Here is a 14,805-nt window from a genome sequence, read left to right as displayed (position 1 = left end):
TCTATTGCTGCTAAAATGAATACAGGAATATGACACGAGAGGTAATCGATATGACAAAGCGTATACCAGTTGTTGGAGCGGCAATCATTGAAAACGGAAAGTTACTCGCGGCTAAGCGAACGGAAGGACGTTCATTAGGTGGTTATTGGGAATTCCCAGGCGGAAAGATTGATTCGGGTGAAACGCCAGAAGAAGCTTTAAAGCGCGAAGTTTTTGAAGAGTTCGGCGCTGATGCAACTATTTTCGAAAAGATCGATGAACCATTTGAAAAAGAATATGATTTTGGCGTTGTAGTGCTTGAAATTTTATACGCACGTTTAGACTCAGAAATAACCAAAACAATTGAGCATGAGGAGTTACGCTGGGTTTCAGAACAAGAGGCTTTAGAATTAAGTTGGGCCCCTACTGATGTGCCAGCAATTAAAGAATTAGTTGAACGGGGATTTAACTAATGGCAACTAAAGAAGAGCTTAGAGCTGGAGCGGAATTTGGCTTTATTGACGATGGGGTTGAAGCGCAAGAACGTTATCAACCGATGTTGCTAACAAATCAGGGCGGAGACACGGTTCTTGACCATCTGTACGATGAGTTACAGACAACTCAGGGATTTACTTTTGCAGTGGCGTTCGTTACTGAAGGTGGACTAATCGATATTAAAAGTACATTGAATGATCTGGCTAATCGGGGCATTCGTGGTCGATTAATTACGTCTAACTATCTTGATTTCAATCAGCCAAAAGTTTTTAAAGAGTTGCTAAAGTTATCAAATGTAGATGTGCGAATTATTAATGAGAATGGTTTTCACACCAAGGCATATTCCTTTAATCATGGTGACTACACATCAGTCATTATTGGGAGTGCAAACTTAACTCAAACAGCGTTAAAAAAGAATTTTGAATGGAACTTACGTGTAACATCCACCGATCAGGGAGATATTACAAAGCAAATTCAAGAGAGACTTGATGACTTATGGGATCAATCTGTGCCGCTGACTGAGAAATGGATTGCTGATTATTCTGAGCACTATCAGGAACGCAAACCTGAGTTCAGACTTGATCGTTCTTTTGTGGACAATTCAGCAGAAATTACACCAAATAAAATGCAGGAACCAGCTTTGGAAGCTCTTGCTGACTTGCGGCAGCGCGGTGCAAGAAAAGGATTGGTAGTTTCAGCTACCGGAACGGGTAAAACATATTTAGCAGCTTTTGATGTAAAACAGTTTAATCCAGATCGGATGTTGTTTGTGGTGCATCGTGAGCAAATTTTGAAGAAATCGATTGAAAGCTTTAAAAAAATACTAGGCGGGTCGGATTCAGACTATGGACTGTTATCAGGGACTCAAAAAAATTACGATGCAAAGTATTTGTTCGCAACGGTTAATATGGTTTCACGCCCTGACATAATGGAAAAGTTGGGTTCTGATCGCTTTGATTATATTTTAATTGATGAGGCTCATCGTGTAGGACATAATCAAGATTCAGATCGAGAGACAATGTATCAACGGTTCATGAATTACTTTAAGCCAGAATTTATGTTGGGTATGACCGCCACTCCGGAACGTACGGATGGTGTTAATGTCTATGAATATTTTGACTATAACGTTGCTTATGAAATTTCCTTGTTGGATGCTTTAGATTCAGAACTTTTAGCACCATTTCATTATATTGGTGTCACTGATTTCGAAAAAGACGGTGAAATTATTGATGACACCACCGAACTTCGCCGTTTGGTTTCGGATGAACGTGTTAATTATTTACTTGAGAAAACAAATTACTATGGTTATTCTGGTCCGAAGCTTCATGGTCTGATTTTCGTGAGTCGAATTGACGAAGGTGAAGCTCTAGTTAAAGCTTTGGCTACCCGAGGTATTGCTGCACGCTTTATTAGTGGTAAGAATTCTGTTGAAGAACGAGAACGTGCGGTAGCTGATTTGGAAGATGGTACTTTGGCATATATTGTTACGGTAGATGTTTTTAATGAAGGTGTCGACATTCCGAAGGTTAACCAAATTGTTATGATGCGTCCTACTGTATCCAGCATAATTTTTCTCCAACAACTCGGCCGTGGTTTGAGAAAAATTGACGGTAAAGAGTATGTGACGATTATCGATTTTATTGGAAATTACTCTAACAACTACATGATTCCAATGGCGTTTGATAAGTCGCGTTCTTCTAACAAAGAAAGAATTCGAAAGAATATTATTTCGCCGGCTGTAACCGGCGTATCTACTATTAATTTTGAACAAGTTGCTCGCCAACAAATTTTGCGAGCAGTGGGGGATGCAAAGTTAGATTCAGCAGCTAGATTTAAAGACGCGTACAATACACTAAAACAAAAAATTGGTAATAAAATACCGATGCTTGTAGATTTTGTTCGAATGGGATCGGTTGCAATTGAAGATGTTGTTGATAAGTATAAGAACTTACTGGCTTATCAGTTGAAGTTTGAGATACTTGATGCGGTGCCTAATTTTGATTCTCAAAAAGTTAAACTGTTGAGTTATCTTTCAAAGGAAATTGCCGTTTCAAAGCGTATTTTAGAAATTGATATTTTGGGCAGGCTGATTGAATTTGGTCAAATAAGCGACACAGAAATCAAATCACGTTTTGACGATGCTCAATATTTTTATGATGCTGAAACGTTAGATAGTGTTGAGAGAATTTTAAATATGTCCTATTTCATGAAGGGGACGGCCGAAAAATATGGTGACCTACCACTGATAGAGAGGACTGATGGTGTTTGGCAGTTAACGGATGACTTTAAAAAAGTTCTTTCTGATAATACCTTTAAGACGTATGTGTCGGATGCCATTACAGCTGGACGCTTAAACCTATTACAAAATTTTGATCCATCTGTGCGTTTCCAAATTGGGCAGAAGTATCTGCGTACTGATGTTATTAAAATGTTGGATTGGGATAAGGAACAAACTGGTCAGAACGTGGGTGGCTATATGAAGCGTCCAGATGATAAGTTTTTACCAGCATTTATTACGCTTGATAAAACAGATAATTATGTGAACCTAGTGGCTTATGAGGATGGCTTTATAAATCGTGATACGATGGTTTGGTTTTCTAAGAACCAACGGACATTGAAAAGTCCAACTGAAAAATTGATATCAGAATCAAATGAATTCGGATTTATACAAATGTTTGTGAAAAAATCTGGTGTCGTTGCTGCAGATGGTAAAGACTTTTACTATCTGGGATCAGCTAAGGTTTTGAGCGCTGAGCAAGAAACGAAGCGGGATGCTAAAGATAAAGAAACAACATTGATTAAATTTGAAATTCGATTAGAACATCCGGTTAATCAAAGTTTGTATAGAGCGTTAACTGAATAATGTTAATAAACAGGAGCTATATTTAGCTTCTGTTTTTGTTTTGTTCGTTTTAAAATGATTTAAAGCATGATACTATTTATATAAATGATATAAATACGAACAATATTAATTTAGGGGATGTAAAAATGACTGAAAAAGTGTACTTTAGCCATGACGGGGGCGTTGATGATTTGGCTTCGTTGACGATGTTATTGTCATACGAGCAACAAGGATTAATTGAGCTAGTTGGGGTAGGGGTTGTGCCGGCTGATTCATACCTGGAACCAGCGGTGGCTGCGACACGTAAGATTATCAATCGTTTTTCAAAGCACCACGATTTGTTGGTTAGTGCGTCAGATGCGAAGTCGAGCGATCCGTTTCCAAAAGAGTGGCGGATGGACTCGTTTACCGTTGATGCTTTGCCAATCTTGAATGAGTTTGGTGAAGGGGACACGGAGTTATCGTACAACACGGCAGCAGATGACCTGGCTACAATTTTAACGGCAGCCACTGAACCAATTACGTTGGTGTTCACTGGTCCGGTTAGTGACCTAGGCGCGGTGTTAGAACAGGATCCAAGTTTGGCAGACAAGATTGACCGCTTGGTTGTGATGGCAGGAACTTTTGGCGCTGGTAACATTGCTGAACCGGAACAAGATGGCACGGCTGAGTGGAATGTCTTTTGGGATCCACAAGCATTCAAGGTTGTCTTTGATTCAAATATCAAGATTCAAATGGTTGGGTTAGAGAGTACTCATGAAGTGCCATTGACACCAGCTGACCGTTTGCGTTGGGCGAAGCTGCGTTCACATCCGGTAATGGACTTTATTGGTCAAGCCTATGCAACGGTTCCTGTATTAACCCACTTCGAGACAAATTCAACGTACTTCTTGTGGGATGTCTTGACGACAGCCTTTGCGCAAAATCCTGCACTGGTTGAAACGAAGCAAATGACAGTTGATGTTGTACCAACTGGTCAAAGCCCTGGACGGACATTTGAAACACCAGCAGGACGTGACATTGAGTTTGTTTATCACGTTGATCATGATGCGTTTTTCAAATTCTTTGAAGAGACAATTCTAGCGATTGAAAATTATTAATAAAATTATAGGGTGTCCGCAAAATTTTGTGGATGCCTTTTTTAATGTTAGTGGGAATGATAAACTGGTTCCGGAAGTGGGTTATAACTAAATGTGGGGGTGAAGAGATGATATCATTCATTAAAAAGTATCGGGTAGCAATTCAAAATATATTGTATGTGCTAGCTTTTGTGGTCATCGGCATCAGTAGTAATTTAACGATTGGCTTGATTGCATGGTGGATCTATACACTATCGGTCTTGCTATTTACGATGACGTTTAAGGAAATTGCGTGGCAGGTCGCTTGGTTAGAAGCATATTTAACACTAGCGATTATCATATTGGATTTCGTGTTCTTGGCGACCAATACACTTTCATCAATTGGCTTCTTCCAGTTTTTGGTCATCGCATTGACTGCAATGGGATTTGGAATTGATTTGCTACGTGGACGCCATTTAACGGCAGGTGGCCGTTGGATTATAATGAGCCGCTTGTTGATGGTACCGACAATGGCGTTCCTGCTGGTGCCATTTCACCCGGTTGTGACGTTTGTCGTTGCCCTTATGATTTTTGCCTTTATCAGTAGTGGTATTGAAAAGAAGTATCGAAAATTCGACCGGTTCGAAATGGTTCGTGTTAGCGGACATGCCGGCCATTAATAGGTGAATTAAGTCGCCACACAACATTATTTGTCATAAACTCCGTACAATTTCCTTAAAAGTATTTTTGAAAGGAAAATTGCGATGCGAAAGTTTATTTTCGGGCTGTTAGCTCTGGCAATTGTTGTGTTTGGCGGCGTTTTTTATTTACTCGGGCGGGACTATAACAAAACATTGGTGAAAGATAATCCGAATACTGTGCAATCAAGTTCGTCTGTGGCTACTTCTAGTGAGAGTAGTTCTAGTAGTGAATCGGTGAGTTCAAGCTCAAGTAGTGAGGTGGCTGTGCCAAGTAGCTTAAGACTGTCCGGTGTTGAAACAGATCAATTTGCATCATGGATTGGCAATCAGGCAGCAAAAATGAATCGAGTAGGTTCGGAGTTAGGTTTTGAGGTGTCTAGCACATACGGTGACGTCACGTTGTACTATGACACAGTGAACGGACCACTCTATCTGAACGGTGGTAATGGTGGTGCTGGTTTACAGGCACAGGCAGTCTATGGATTTTATAAATGGGATAATGTGAATTTACATCCAGGTGTGGGACCTGATTCAGATAAGTCAGAGGTGACGAATCAAACGGGGTATGCCCCCAAACAGACGATTATGATCAGTCCAAGTGGTTACTCGGGCCATATTGCATCGACGAATGAGTATTCAGCCGACCTATACATCGTTGCGAATGATGGCAATATTTATGAATTTAAAATTCCACAGAGTCAAAACGGCATGATGTGGCGTCCAAATTCTGATCTGCCACAAACTAGTACAACCGGCGTAGTTGGGCAGATTACACAAGACGCCGCAGCGCGAGCAGAATTGTCAGATTTAGTTGGTTATGACGCTGAAAAGGTTAGCCAACATTTTCAATATGATAATTGATTCATTTGTACGCATTTTCGTTTAAGTGTAAAATAATTTTAGATAGAAATTTATTTTTTTGAAACAATACAATTTAGTATTTAAACATCAAGAGGGGAAGACGTCTCGATATACAAACTTGCTCGGCCACAGCGCAGTGGCTGACTGAATCGGTTATTCTTTGGCGGCATCTAACACCTTGTACCTGGTAAGGACAGTCATGGTAGACTAAAATTAACTTGAACAAAAGTAAGTGCAGGGGGAGAGTGACTAATGCCATATATCAGATTACGACCAAGCGACCTTAAGGCGTTGCCATATGTTGCGTTCATCGCGACAATTCTATTTTTAATGGTCATCGATGACCGAACGGCGCGTATTGTATACGGTACTTTCGGTCTTGTAGTTGGCCTTGTAGGCTTGATCGGGGTGGCAGTGATGAATCACTATCATGTGACGAATCATGATGACAAATAATTGATAAGCGGACTAATCATGGTGGTTAGTCCGCTTATTTTTTACCATTGCGAAAGTTGATACAAAGGACTAGACTGGTTTTATATTAGAAAAAGGTGATAAATGTATGAGTGAAATTACACAAGAAGAGTTAGCTTTTTACAAAGAAGCGGTGTCAGTTAGTCCAAAGTCAGCTGCTATTCGCAATGCCGTCACAACCAATGGTATTCTGCAAGCAGCCCGTGATAACGAACGAGCTGGTGCGTTGACGCCAGTATTTAGTGTTGATTTGGAAAGCTCACCGGTGGCTAACCAATTACAGTCAGGACGTTGCTGGATGTTTGCGGCGTTGAACACGATGCGCCACGATATGAAGGCCGTGTATGGTTTGCCAGGTGATTTTGAATTATCACAAAGCTATACATTCTTCTGGGACAAGTTGGAAAAGGCTAATTATTTCTACGAGAATATTTTGGCGACAGCCGACAAGCCAACGGATGACCGCGAAGTGGCTTTCCTACTACAAATGCCACAACAAGACGGTGGTCAATGGGACATGCTAGTGGCATTGATTGAAAAGTATGGGGTTGTGCCACAGTCAGCTTATCCAGAGTCACAAGCGTCATCACATTCGGCTGAATTCAACCGTTTGTACAATGGTAAGTTGCGCAAGGATGCGATTACGTTGCGCAAGTTAGTCGCAGCCAATGCAGCCCAAGCTGAAATCGATGAAAAGTTGGCGCAATTCGGTCGCGAAAACTACCACATGTTGTCACTGACTTTTGGCGAGCCACCGGTAGCGTTTGATTTTTCATATCGTGATAAGGATAATAATTTCCATCGTGAGCAAGCCATCTCACCATTAGACTTTTTCGCAAAGTACGTTGGTTGGGAGTTGAGCGATTACATCTCAATTATCAATGCGCCAACTGCTGATAAGCCGTTTAATCAAACGTACAACGTTAAGATGTTGGGTAACGTGAGTGGTGGTCGCGAAGTGAAGCACTTGAACCTTGATTTGGCGACGTTTAAAGACTTGGCGGTGAAGCAATTGCTTGCCGGTGAGAACGTTTGGTTCGGGGTCGACATGGGACCTAAGTTGGATCGCAAGGCTGGTTTGATGGATACAAAGTTGTTTAACGAAGACGACTTGTTCGATGTTGATTTCAGCATGACTAAGGCTGAACGGTTGGAATATGGGGATTCATTGATGACCCACGCCATGGTGTTGACGGGTGTTGATCTCGTCGACGGCAAGCCAACGAAGTGGAAGGTCGAAAACTCATGGGGCGATAAGAACGGTAACAAGGGTTACTTCACGATGTCTGATGAGTGGTTTGATGAGTTTACCTACCAAATTGTGATTAAGAAGGAATACTTGCCAGAAGAGTTGCGTGATATTTACGAAACGGCTACGCCAATTATGCTGGCACCTTGGGATCCAATGGGTGCCTTGGCATAATCGGACAAGTAACCTTGCATTTTCTGGGCTAAACCGATTATCAATAAACAGCAGACCGCACGACAGCATAAGATTTCTGTCGGAGCGGTCTTTTTGTCTGACGTTGTGTGAACGTTGACGTGGTGTAATAAAGAAGTTCTAAGAACAATCTACGTTTTATGACAAAAACACGTTACTTAGAATCCGCCGCACGCTGAGCGAGGTGGTAGCGATTTGCTCAAACGAAAGGAGGACGGATGGTCCAACAAGTAGAAGCGACGCTCGAACAATACGAGCTGATGATAAGAGGGGTGCTGCAGGCCGGCCATGTCTATCGCCGTTCACCGGATTTTGATGATTATCGCCAGGAATTACGGTTGATGATTGCGGAACGGTTAATGGCGGGAGAGACGTTGACGGCACAGCACAATAATGAGTTATTTCGGTGGCTGTTATGGCGCCTGCGCGATTTGCAACGGCGATCCAAGCGCCATGAGGATCGTGGTGTACCGCTTGGTGAAGCGCCGGAGCAAGTGATGAGTAACGCAGCCTTTGTGGATGCTGAAGCGACCATTTTACTGGCTGATTTAGCGAAGCAATGTCGGCTATCGCAGCCGTTACAACGATTAGCATATGATTTAATGCAATATCCGGATGACACAGTTGCGCGCCGATGTCACCGCTTACGGGTTCATCGCGCCACCTATAATCGTTGGCTACAACAACTACGCCATCAGTTACAAAGCGTTTGGGTAGCCTAGCCACATAAAGCCAATAAGATAAGATGAAGCAGACGCTCGGATGATACTAACCATCTGGGCGTCTGTTTTTACTTGTGAAAAAGAAGAGAACTCAAAAACAGCAAACTGCTTTTTAAAGGACTAAGATATATAGGACGAATTGGAAGAGGGAGTATGATGAAACGGTTATTTTTGAATTTGACTTTAACGAATCCACGGTTAGAGAAGGAGATTCGGGAAACGATTATTGCGCAGTCTAATCGTAGTCAACGCCGTGAACGACAGGATATTTATCCGTTGTTAGAGAAGTCATGGTTATTGGCGCCGATTGCTGTGCCACAAAGTCAATTACGGGTGTTGTATTCAGGTTACCAAGTGGCGATTGGGCAGACAGCGAACTACCCGTTGTCGTTGCTACTTGAAAAGGATGGCCAAACCTATGTGCAACTTTATAGTAGTACGACAAAGTACGAAGCGAGTGCACAAGATTTGCCAACGGTCTGGGTGCGAGCGTCGGTGATTTTTGATGTGTTGGAACAAACGCCGGAAGTGGCCGGCTTATTGTTGAATGATGGTACGGACGAGTTAATGGTGTCGCGTGATGAGTTGCAACGCCAATTTCCACGCCACGAGTTGGTCCGTTTACGTACGCCGTGGTATGAACGACAGCTGGCGACGGACTTTCCCAAGCGATTGCCAGTGCCGGTTGGAAATGAAGCTTGGCAAACCCGCCAGAAAGAGACGAATCAGATTAGTAATACGTTGGAAGAATTGCGTGCCAAGACTGAGAAAAAAGCCCGTCGCGCGGCTAAAGGATCTAGTCTCCATCAATTAACGGTCGGACTGCTAGTTGTGTCGTTAATCGTGCTAATGCGTTTGGGCCGTCATGCCTTATTGCCGATGGGCGTTTTATTGTTTCTGGCGTTGGCGAGTGCGGTATACGGCTATCGCCATCCCCGCGGTCGCACACTGGGCCGCTGGCTAGTCTATGAGAAACGGGGCGGCTTGGCGAAGATGTTGCAGATGGAGGATGAATTGTATCGTTTGTCCGATGACACGATTTATGTGACGGAACAGCAGCATAAATTAAAGGAAAAACAGCCAGTTCTGAAGCATATATCGAATCAAGATAGCAAAGAAACAGGTGAAGAATTAATTGATTCACACCACATAAGAAAAGATAAAATAACTGCTACCTCAGAAGGCGTATCTAGAGATGAAATGATGGCAATTTTTGATGCTTATGTAAATGCACGACTTGATCAGACTGATATAGAACGACCTTTGAAAGATTTATTGACAGCAGCAAAGTCGTTTCGATTTGTTGTTCCAAAAGATTCAAATGGTCAGTTTATGACATATTATGTTGGCGATAACGCTTATTTTCCACTTTACATAGCACCAACACCTGGAATGTTTCCTTATGGCGACAAATCGATTGAAGGACAACAGGTGCTGCAAATGATGCTTGATAAGCAGTTGAAAGGTGTTCAAATGAGAGGCCATATGCGAAGGGGTGTTTTTAAAACAGAAATACTTAACGATATGTGGGGCATATGATGAGAACGAATTACTACGTTAATCTCCCGATAAGTGACAATGGTCTAGGTGAAAAATTAGCATTTCTTGAAGAAAAAGAAAGTATGACAGACAGGTTTGAGTACATTCAATCCTTAACGGAAGAAATAAAGAATGCTTGGTTTTTATGGCCTATCAGTACAGATAACGAACATCGTTTGGGTTTAACGGAATATGGAGATTTTGTTATTTCTGATGATGGAAACTTACAATTAGTCGGGAGTACCGAAGAAAACGGTGCGTTTTACGTTGGAGTTTATCTGGATATGGATGTTGCAGTTACTGATTGGTCGTACAGTATGGTTCGAAAGATAGATGTTTTTAGCGAATTCCAGAATGGTATTGGAAAATTTGGTGGTATTGATATCCATGTAAGTGATGAATTAACAGTACGGATTTTGGAATATGAATTAGCGCCCTTACAACTAACACCGGCGTTAGCCTTATCCGAGGAAGAGCCTATTATGAAATCAGTTGTATCGGATAAATTAGAGATAGAATTATCAAAACTCCAGTATGTAGCTCAATTGTATCAACTAGATAATAGAAAAAAACAATTGATGGATGACGTTTTGATAGAGACCCGAAAAGAGTTGCAACAGCCATTAAGCGGATCCATCGCGATTATTGTGCTTTTGATTGCCTATCTCTTAGAATCTGTTTATCATTCCTCGATTTTTTCACTAATTGTTGTAGTTGCAATCGTTAAAATATATCAAGCATTTCATGTTTCGAAAAAAGAATTGAATGACAACTACAATAAGAAATTATCGAGACTGCCTTATGTTGCGCAAATTAATGAGATGTCAGCAAAACAAGTTAAATTAGGCGAGCAAGGTGCAAGTATTATCAATCAACTACCGGAATATATGCGAGATTTAGCTACAGTTAATATATTGACGAAGTATTTAAAAACAGGAAAAGCTGCCACTGTACCCGAAGCCATCCAACTATATGAACAAAATTAGCCAAACCTGTAAACGTTTTCAAATCCAAGTGTTCAAAACAAAAATCTTCATAATTGCCCGGTAATCTCTGAAGTATCAAAAGAAATTAGCGAGGTAAGTACTATGGTAGATCGTTTGACGGGGAAGGTTGCAATTGTGACTGGTGGAACCACTGGTTTGGGAAAGGCAATTGCCCAACGTTTTATTGAAGAGGGTGCTAAGGTTGTGATTACGGGACGTCGTGCCAATGTTGGTGAGGCGGCAGCCAAGGAACTCGGCGGGGAAGATGTGATTCGTTTCCAACAACACGATTCATCTGACGAGCAAGGTTGGCAGGACTTAATTGCCTACACAGAAGAGGCATTTGGTCCGTTGAATGTGTTGGTTAATAATGCTGGTATCGGCGCAACTAATGACATTGAGCACGATACCTTTGACGCATATCGTAAGTTGATGAGCATTAATGCTGATGGAATGTACCTCGGTACGCAATATGGCTTCCGTGCAATGAAGGAACATGGTGGTGGGTCAATCATTAACATGTCATCAATCCTTGGTTTGGTTGGTGATACGATGACGGCCTCATACAACGCGTCGAAGGGGGCGGTTCGCATGTTCTCAAAGTCAGCTGCAGTCTACGCAGCGCAAAATGATTTGAACATTCGTGTGAACACGGTGCACCCAGGTTACATTGCGACACCAATGACGGATGGTTCTGGTGAAGGTGACTCAGTCGCACCTTACGTGACGCAACGCTTAAAGACACCAATGGGACGGATGGGTGAACCAGATGATATCGCCTGGATCTGTGTCTACTTGGCTTCTGAAGAATCAAAGTTTGCAACCGGTGCCGAATTCGTGATCGATGGTGGCTACACAGCACAATAGATAAGCAAAGCTCTGACAGCGATGTTAGAGCTTTTTTTGTGGTTGTTTTATTTTGTGAAAACCATAACGTTTACAAAGTGGAAGTAAAGTTGTATTATTATTTGTGTAGTAATGAGCAAGAGATATTTTATTTAGGAATTTGTTATTTGAGAGGTAACTAACATGAGTGATGTAGCATTTATTACTGGCGCAGGACAAGGTATTGGTGAAGCAATCGCAAAGCGTTTAGCAGATGGCGGCTTCAAGGTCGCAGTTGTTGGTCGCACGTTGTCAAAGGTTGAACGCGTTGCAAACGAAATTAACGCAGTTCACCCTGACGCAGCGTTGGCTGTTGCAGCTGATGTTGCGAAGCGTGATGAAGTATTTGCCGGTGTTGAAAAGACTGTTGCACATTTTGGGGATCTGACAGTCATGATCAACAACGCGGGTGTTGCACCTACGACACCAATCATGGAAGTTGACGAAGAGACAATGCGCTGGACGTTTGATACAAACATCAACGGTACAGTGTGGGGAACGCAAGCGGCGGTCGAAGCCTTTAAGAAGGCTGGCCACGGGGGTAAGATTATCAATGCCACATCACAAGCGGGTGTTGAAGGAAATCCTGATTTGACGGTCTACGGGGCAACTAAGTTTGCAATCCGTGGTATCACGCAAACGACGGCGAAGGAATTGGCACCATTGGGCATTACGGTTAATGCATTTGCACCTGGTATCGTTAAGACACCAATGATGTTTGATATCGCCCACGAAGTTGGTCAAAATGCTGGTAAGGATGATGAATGGGGCATGGCCCAATTCTCAGACGGCATTGCACTTGGTCGTTTGTCAGAGCCTGAAGAAGTCGCATCAGCCGTTGCCTTCTTGGCTGGCAAGGATTCAAATTACATCACGGGGCAAACATTGGTCGTTGATGGTGGGATGGTATTCCACTAATTTGGACTTGTTATCAAATTCACATTGATTTTATTCACAGAATAGTTTACAATTATTCTTGTTTGATGATGATTTCACAAATAGTTGTTTGACCATTTATAAACAATACTCAAGCTCTCATATAATCACACTAAGCGTGGGTGCCTGGAGAGGCAGCCTGGTCAAGCGAAAAGTAGATCCGAAAAGCACCGCCGTCGACTGAGATGGCGGTGCTTTTGCTAGCTATGGTATAGTAAATAAGGATTAAATGAGATGAGGATGACGACATGATCGAAGAACAGTTTGAGCAGGCGGTTGCGCAGTTGAACGAGTCACTGAACTTGGCAAAGGTCGACAATATTCTGAAGCCGGTGTTGATGGCGGGGATGAAGCGTGGCTACATTGACGCACATTTGGCAGTGTTTGCGGAAGTTGAGAATATCAATCCCGAGGAACAAACGGCTGAATGGGTCGACCGCGCTGAAAAGTTTGCGACGGATAACTTTGTGACGTTAGAAAAGGTTGCCCAAAAGAACGCTTCTGATTTGTATGCGCAAATTAAGAGTATGTTGTCAGAAGAATATCACGAGATTACGCACCACAACCATGACAAGATTGGCCAGGCGAATGTGGTCATGCCATACTTTAACGGTTGGTTCTTAGGTGCGTACTACGCCTACATTGCGCTGTTCACGCAAATGCAGTCAGCACAAGGTACAGTTGGCCCAACGGAGACGCAAGCAATCGCCAAGGCTGCTTCAGACCGTGCCGAAAAGGAAGTGGAAGTCGAACGTCGTAAGTTCAACAACCGCCCAATTTATCGTCAGTCAATGTTGCAAGAAATGTTGGCAGCGCTATAAACGCATTTAAAAACGCCAAGCGATTTAGTTCGCTTGGCGTTTTGTTGTTTAGTAGGAATCCCCATTAACGATTGAGTTCTTAACGATGACATAGTCGACGTATTTAAGATCCATCAATTGACGACCACCAGCGTATGAAATAGCTGATTGCAAATCTTGTTCCATTTCAAGCAAGGTATCATCGATGTAGCCACGGTAAGGGACTAACAACTTCTTACCTTCGACGTTCTTGTATTCGCCTTTTTGGAATTGCGAAGCAGAACCAAAGTATGTCTTATACTTAGCGCCGTCCATTTCGATGACTTCACCAGGTGTTTCAGCGTGTCCTGCAAACAATGATCCAATCATGACCATCGTGGCACCGAAGCGAATTGACTTGGCGATATCACCGTTATAACGAATCCCACCATCTGCGATGATTGGCTTCTTAGCAGCCTTCGCGCAAAGACGGAGGGCGGCTAGTTGCCAACCGCCAGTACCGAAACCAGTCTTCAACTTTGTGATGCAGGCCTTACCAGGACCAACACCGAGCTTCGTCGCATCCGCACCCGCATTTTCCAAATCACGGACTGCTTCAGGTGTCGCCACGTTACCGGCAATTACAAAGGCATTTGGCAAGTGGGCCTTGATGTATTGAATCATCTTGATAACGGCGTCGGAGTGACCGTGCGCAATATCGATGGTGATGTATTCAGGCGTCAAGTTAGCAGCTTGCAAAGCGTCGATGAATTCGTATTCTTCTGGCTTAATCCCAACGGAAATTGAAGCAAACGTGCCAGCTTCATGGAAACGACGGACAAAGTCCAAACGTGTTTCTGGTTCGAAACGGTGCATGACGTAGAAGTACCCCTCAGTGGCGAGCTTCATCGCCAACTCCTCGTTAATGACCGTTTGCATGTTAGCTGGCACAACGGGAATCTTGAACTTACGATTGCCGAGTGTGACAGACGTGTCCGCTTCAGAGCGAGACTCGATAATACACTTGTTTGGAATGAGTTGAATATCTTCGTAGTCGAATACAGTTGAAAAGTCCATTTAAATTCCCCTAAGTCTGATTAATGTTCG

14 protein-coding genes are annotated in these 14,805 nt (G+C 42.8%); 13 read left to right on the top strand and 1 reads right to left on the bottom strand.

The window, feature by feature from the left end; genetic code table 11:
* Positions 1-50: 50 nt before the first annotated feature.
* The 13 genes from ACJ28U_RS06180 to ACJ28U_RS06120 all read left to right on the top strand — a co-directional run bounded on the left by ACJ28U_RS06180 (position 51) and on the right by ACJ28U_RS06120 (position 13,740).
* Positions 51-452 carry a (deoxy)nucleoside triphosphate pyrophosphohydrolase gene (locus ACJ28U_RS06180; protein ID WP_407618698.1) on the top strand — a complete coding sequence of 134 codons (402 nt, stop codon included), beginning with the start codon at positions 51-53 and terminating at the stop codon, positions 450-452.
* Positions 452-3,337 (top strand): DUF3427 domain-containing protein, encoded by a 2,886-nt coding sequence (locus ACJ28U_RS06175; protein WP_407618697.1) that lies wholly within the window; start codon positions 452-454, stop codon positions 3,335-3,337. The genes ACJ28U_RS06180 and ACJ28U_RS06175 overlap by 1 nt, the downstream gene beginning before the upstream one ends.
* A 125-nt stretch (positions 3,338-3,462) precedes the next feature.
* Positions 3,463-4,416, top strand: coding sequence for a nucleoside hydrolase (locus ACJ28U_RS06170; RefSeq protein ID WP_407618696.1), 954 nt, complete (start codon positions 3,463-3,465; stop codon positions 4,414-4,416).
* A 107-nt stretch (positions 4,417-4,523) separates the two neighbouring features.
* Positions 4,524-5,054, top strand: coding sequence for a hypothetical protein (locus ACJ28U_RS06165; protein ID WP_407618695.1), 531 nt, complete (start codon positions 4,524-4,526; stop codon positions 5,052-5,054).
* Between the two features lie 84 nt (positions 5,055-5,138).
* Positions 5,139-5,936, top strand: a complete 798-nt coding sequence (locus ACJ28U_RS06160; protein ID WP_407618694.1) for a hypothetical protein — start codon at positions 5,139-5,141, stop codon at positions 5,934-5,936.
* Positions 5,937-6,188: 252 nt separating this feature from the next.
* Positions 6,189-6,392 (top strand): hypothetical protein, encoded by a 204-nt coding sequence (locus ACJ28U_RS06155; RefSeq protein WP_085637735.1) that lies wholly within the window; start codon positions 6,189-6,191, stop codon positions 6,390-6,392.
* Between the two features lie 106 nt (positions 6,393-6,498).
* Entirely contained in the window at positions 6,499-7,833 is a 1,335-nt protein-coding gene (locus tag ACJ28U_RS06150; RefSeq protein WP_407618693.1) for a C1 family peptidase, read from the top strand.
* A 236-nt stretch (positions 7,834-8,069) separates the two neighbouring features.
* Positions 8,070-8,573: a hypothetical protein gene (locus tag ACJ28U_RS06145; protein WP_134643677.1), complete on the top strand. Its 504-nt coding sequence runs from the start codon at positions 8,070-8,072 to the stop codon at positions 8,571-8,573.
* 153 nt (positions 8,574-8,726) lie between these two features.
* Positions 8,727-10,112, top strand: a complete 1,386-nt coding sequence (locus tag ACJ28U_RS06140) for an SseB family protein (protein ID WP_407618692.1) — start codon at positions 8,727-8,729, stop codon at positions 10,110-10,112.
* Positions 10,109-11,098: a hypothetical protein gene (locus ACJ28U_RS06135; protein ID WP_407618691.1), complete on the top strand. Its 990-nt coding sequence runs from the start codon at positions 10,109-10,111 to the stop codon at positions 11,096-11,098. The genes ACJ28U_RS06140 and ACJ28U_RS06135 overlap by 4 nt, the downstream gene beginning before the upstream one ends.
* A gap of 102 nt (positions 11,099-11,200) precedes the next feature.
* Positions 11,201-11,965 carry a glucose 1-dehydrogenase gene (locus ACJ28U_RS06130; protein WP_010370204.1) on the top strand — a complete coding sequence of 255 codons (765 nt, stop codon included), beginning with the start codon at positions 11,201-11,203 and terminating at the stop codon, positions 11,963-11,965.
* A 162-nt stretch (positions 11,966-12,127) separates the two neighbouring features.
* Complete coding sequence (locus ACJ28U_RS06125; RefSeq protein ID WP_407618690.1) at positions 12,128-12,901, top strand: (S)-acetoin forming diacetyl reductase; 774 nt, start codon at positions 12,128-12,130, stop codon at positions 12,899-12,901.
* A gap of 266 nt (positions 12,902-13,167) precedes the next feature.
* The gene (locus tag ACJ28U_RS06120) at positions 13,168-13,740 is read left to right on the top strand and encodes a hypothetical protein (protein ID WP_060655506.1); all 573 of its coding nucleotides are present in this window, start codon (positions 13,168-13,170) and stop codon (positions 13,738-13,740) included.
* Positions 13,741-13,788: 48 nt separating this feature from the next.
* On the opposite strand, the gene ACJ28U_RS06115 is transcribed toward ACJ28U_RS06120, so the two are convergent.
* Positions 13,789-14,775, bottom strand: a complete 987-nt coding sequence (locus ACJ28U_RS06115) for a GMP reductase (protein ID WP_407618689.1) — start codon at positions 14,773-14,775, stop codon at positions 13,789-13,791.
* Between the last annotated feature and the right edge of the window lie 30 nt (positions 14,776-14,805).

The sequence above is a fragment of the Weissella sp. MSCH1 genome (genome assembly GCF_045799135.1).
Taxonomy (GTDB): Bacteria; Bacillota; Bacilli; order Lactobacillales; family Lactobacillaceae; genus Weissella.
Note: the sequence above shows the minus strand (reverse complement) of the source record. Positions and strands in the feature narration are given on the sequence as shown.

What these genes read in the sequence shown, in the direction of transcription:
- ACJ28U_RS06165 (WP_407618695.1), top strand. Translation starts at nt 4,524, where the DNA reads ATGATATCATTCATTAAAAAGTATCGGGTAGCAATTCAAAATATATTG.
- ACJ28U_RS06155 (WP_085637735.1), top strand. Translation starts at nt 6,189, where the DNA reads ATGCCATATATCAGATTACGACCAAGCGACCTTAAGGCGTTGCCATAT.
- ACJ28U_RS06130 (WP_010370204.1), top strand. Translation starts at nt 11,201, where the DNA reads ATGGTAGATCGTTTGACGGGGAAGGTTGCAATTGTGACTGGTGGAACC.
- ACJ28U_RS06175 (WP_407618697.1), top strand. Translation starts at nt 452, where the DNA reads ATGGCAACTAAAGAAGAGCTTAGAGCTGGAGCGGAATTTGGCTTTATT.
- ACJ28U_RS06125 (WP_407618690.1), top strand. Translation starts at nt 12,128, where the DNA reads ATGAGTGATGTAGCATTTATTACTGGCGCAGGACAAGGTATTGGTGAA.
- ACJ28U_RS06150 (WP_407618693.1), top strand. Translation starts at nt 6,499, where the DNA reads ATGAGTGAAATTACACAAGAAGAGTTAGCTTTTTACAAAGAAGCGGTG.
- ACJ28U_RS06145 (WP_134643677.1), top strand. Translation starts at nt 8,070, where the DNA reads ATGGTCCAACAAGTAGAAGCGACGCTCGAACAATACGAGCTGATGATA.
- ACJ28U_RS06115 (WP_407618689.1), bottom strand. Translation starts at nt 14,775, where the DNA reads ATGGACTTTTCAACTGTATTCGACTACGAAGATATTCAACTCATTCCA.
- ACJ28U_RS06180 (WP_407618698.1), top strand. Translation starts at nt 51, where the DNA reads ATGACAAAGCGTATACCAGTTGTTGGAGCGGCAATCATTGAAAACGGA.
- ACJ28U_RS06135 (WP_407618691.1), top strand. Translation starts at nt 10,109, where the DNA reads ATGATGAGAACGAATTACTACGTTAATCTCCCGATAAGTGACAATGGT.
- ACJ28U_RS06170 (WP_407618696.1), top strand. Translation starts at nt 3,463, where the DNA reads ATGACTGAAAAAGTGTACTTTAGCCATGACGGGGGCGTTGATGATTTG.
- ACJ28U_RS06160 (WP_407618694.1), top strand. Translation starts at nt 5,139, where the DNA reads ATGCGAAAGTTTATTTTCGGGCTGTTAGCTCTGGCAATTGTTGTGTTT.
- ACJ28U_RS06140 (WP_407618692.1), top strand. Translation starts at nt 8,727, where the DNA reads ATGATGAAACGGTTATTTTTGAATTTGACTTTAACGAATCCACGGTTA.
- ACJ28U_RS06120 (WP_060655506.1), top strand. Translation starts at nt 13,168, where the DNA reads ATGATCGAAGAACAGTTTGAGCAGGCGGTTGCGCAGTTGAACGAGTCA.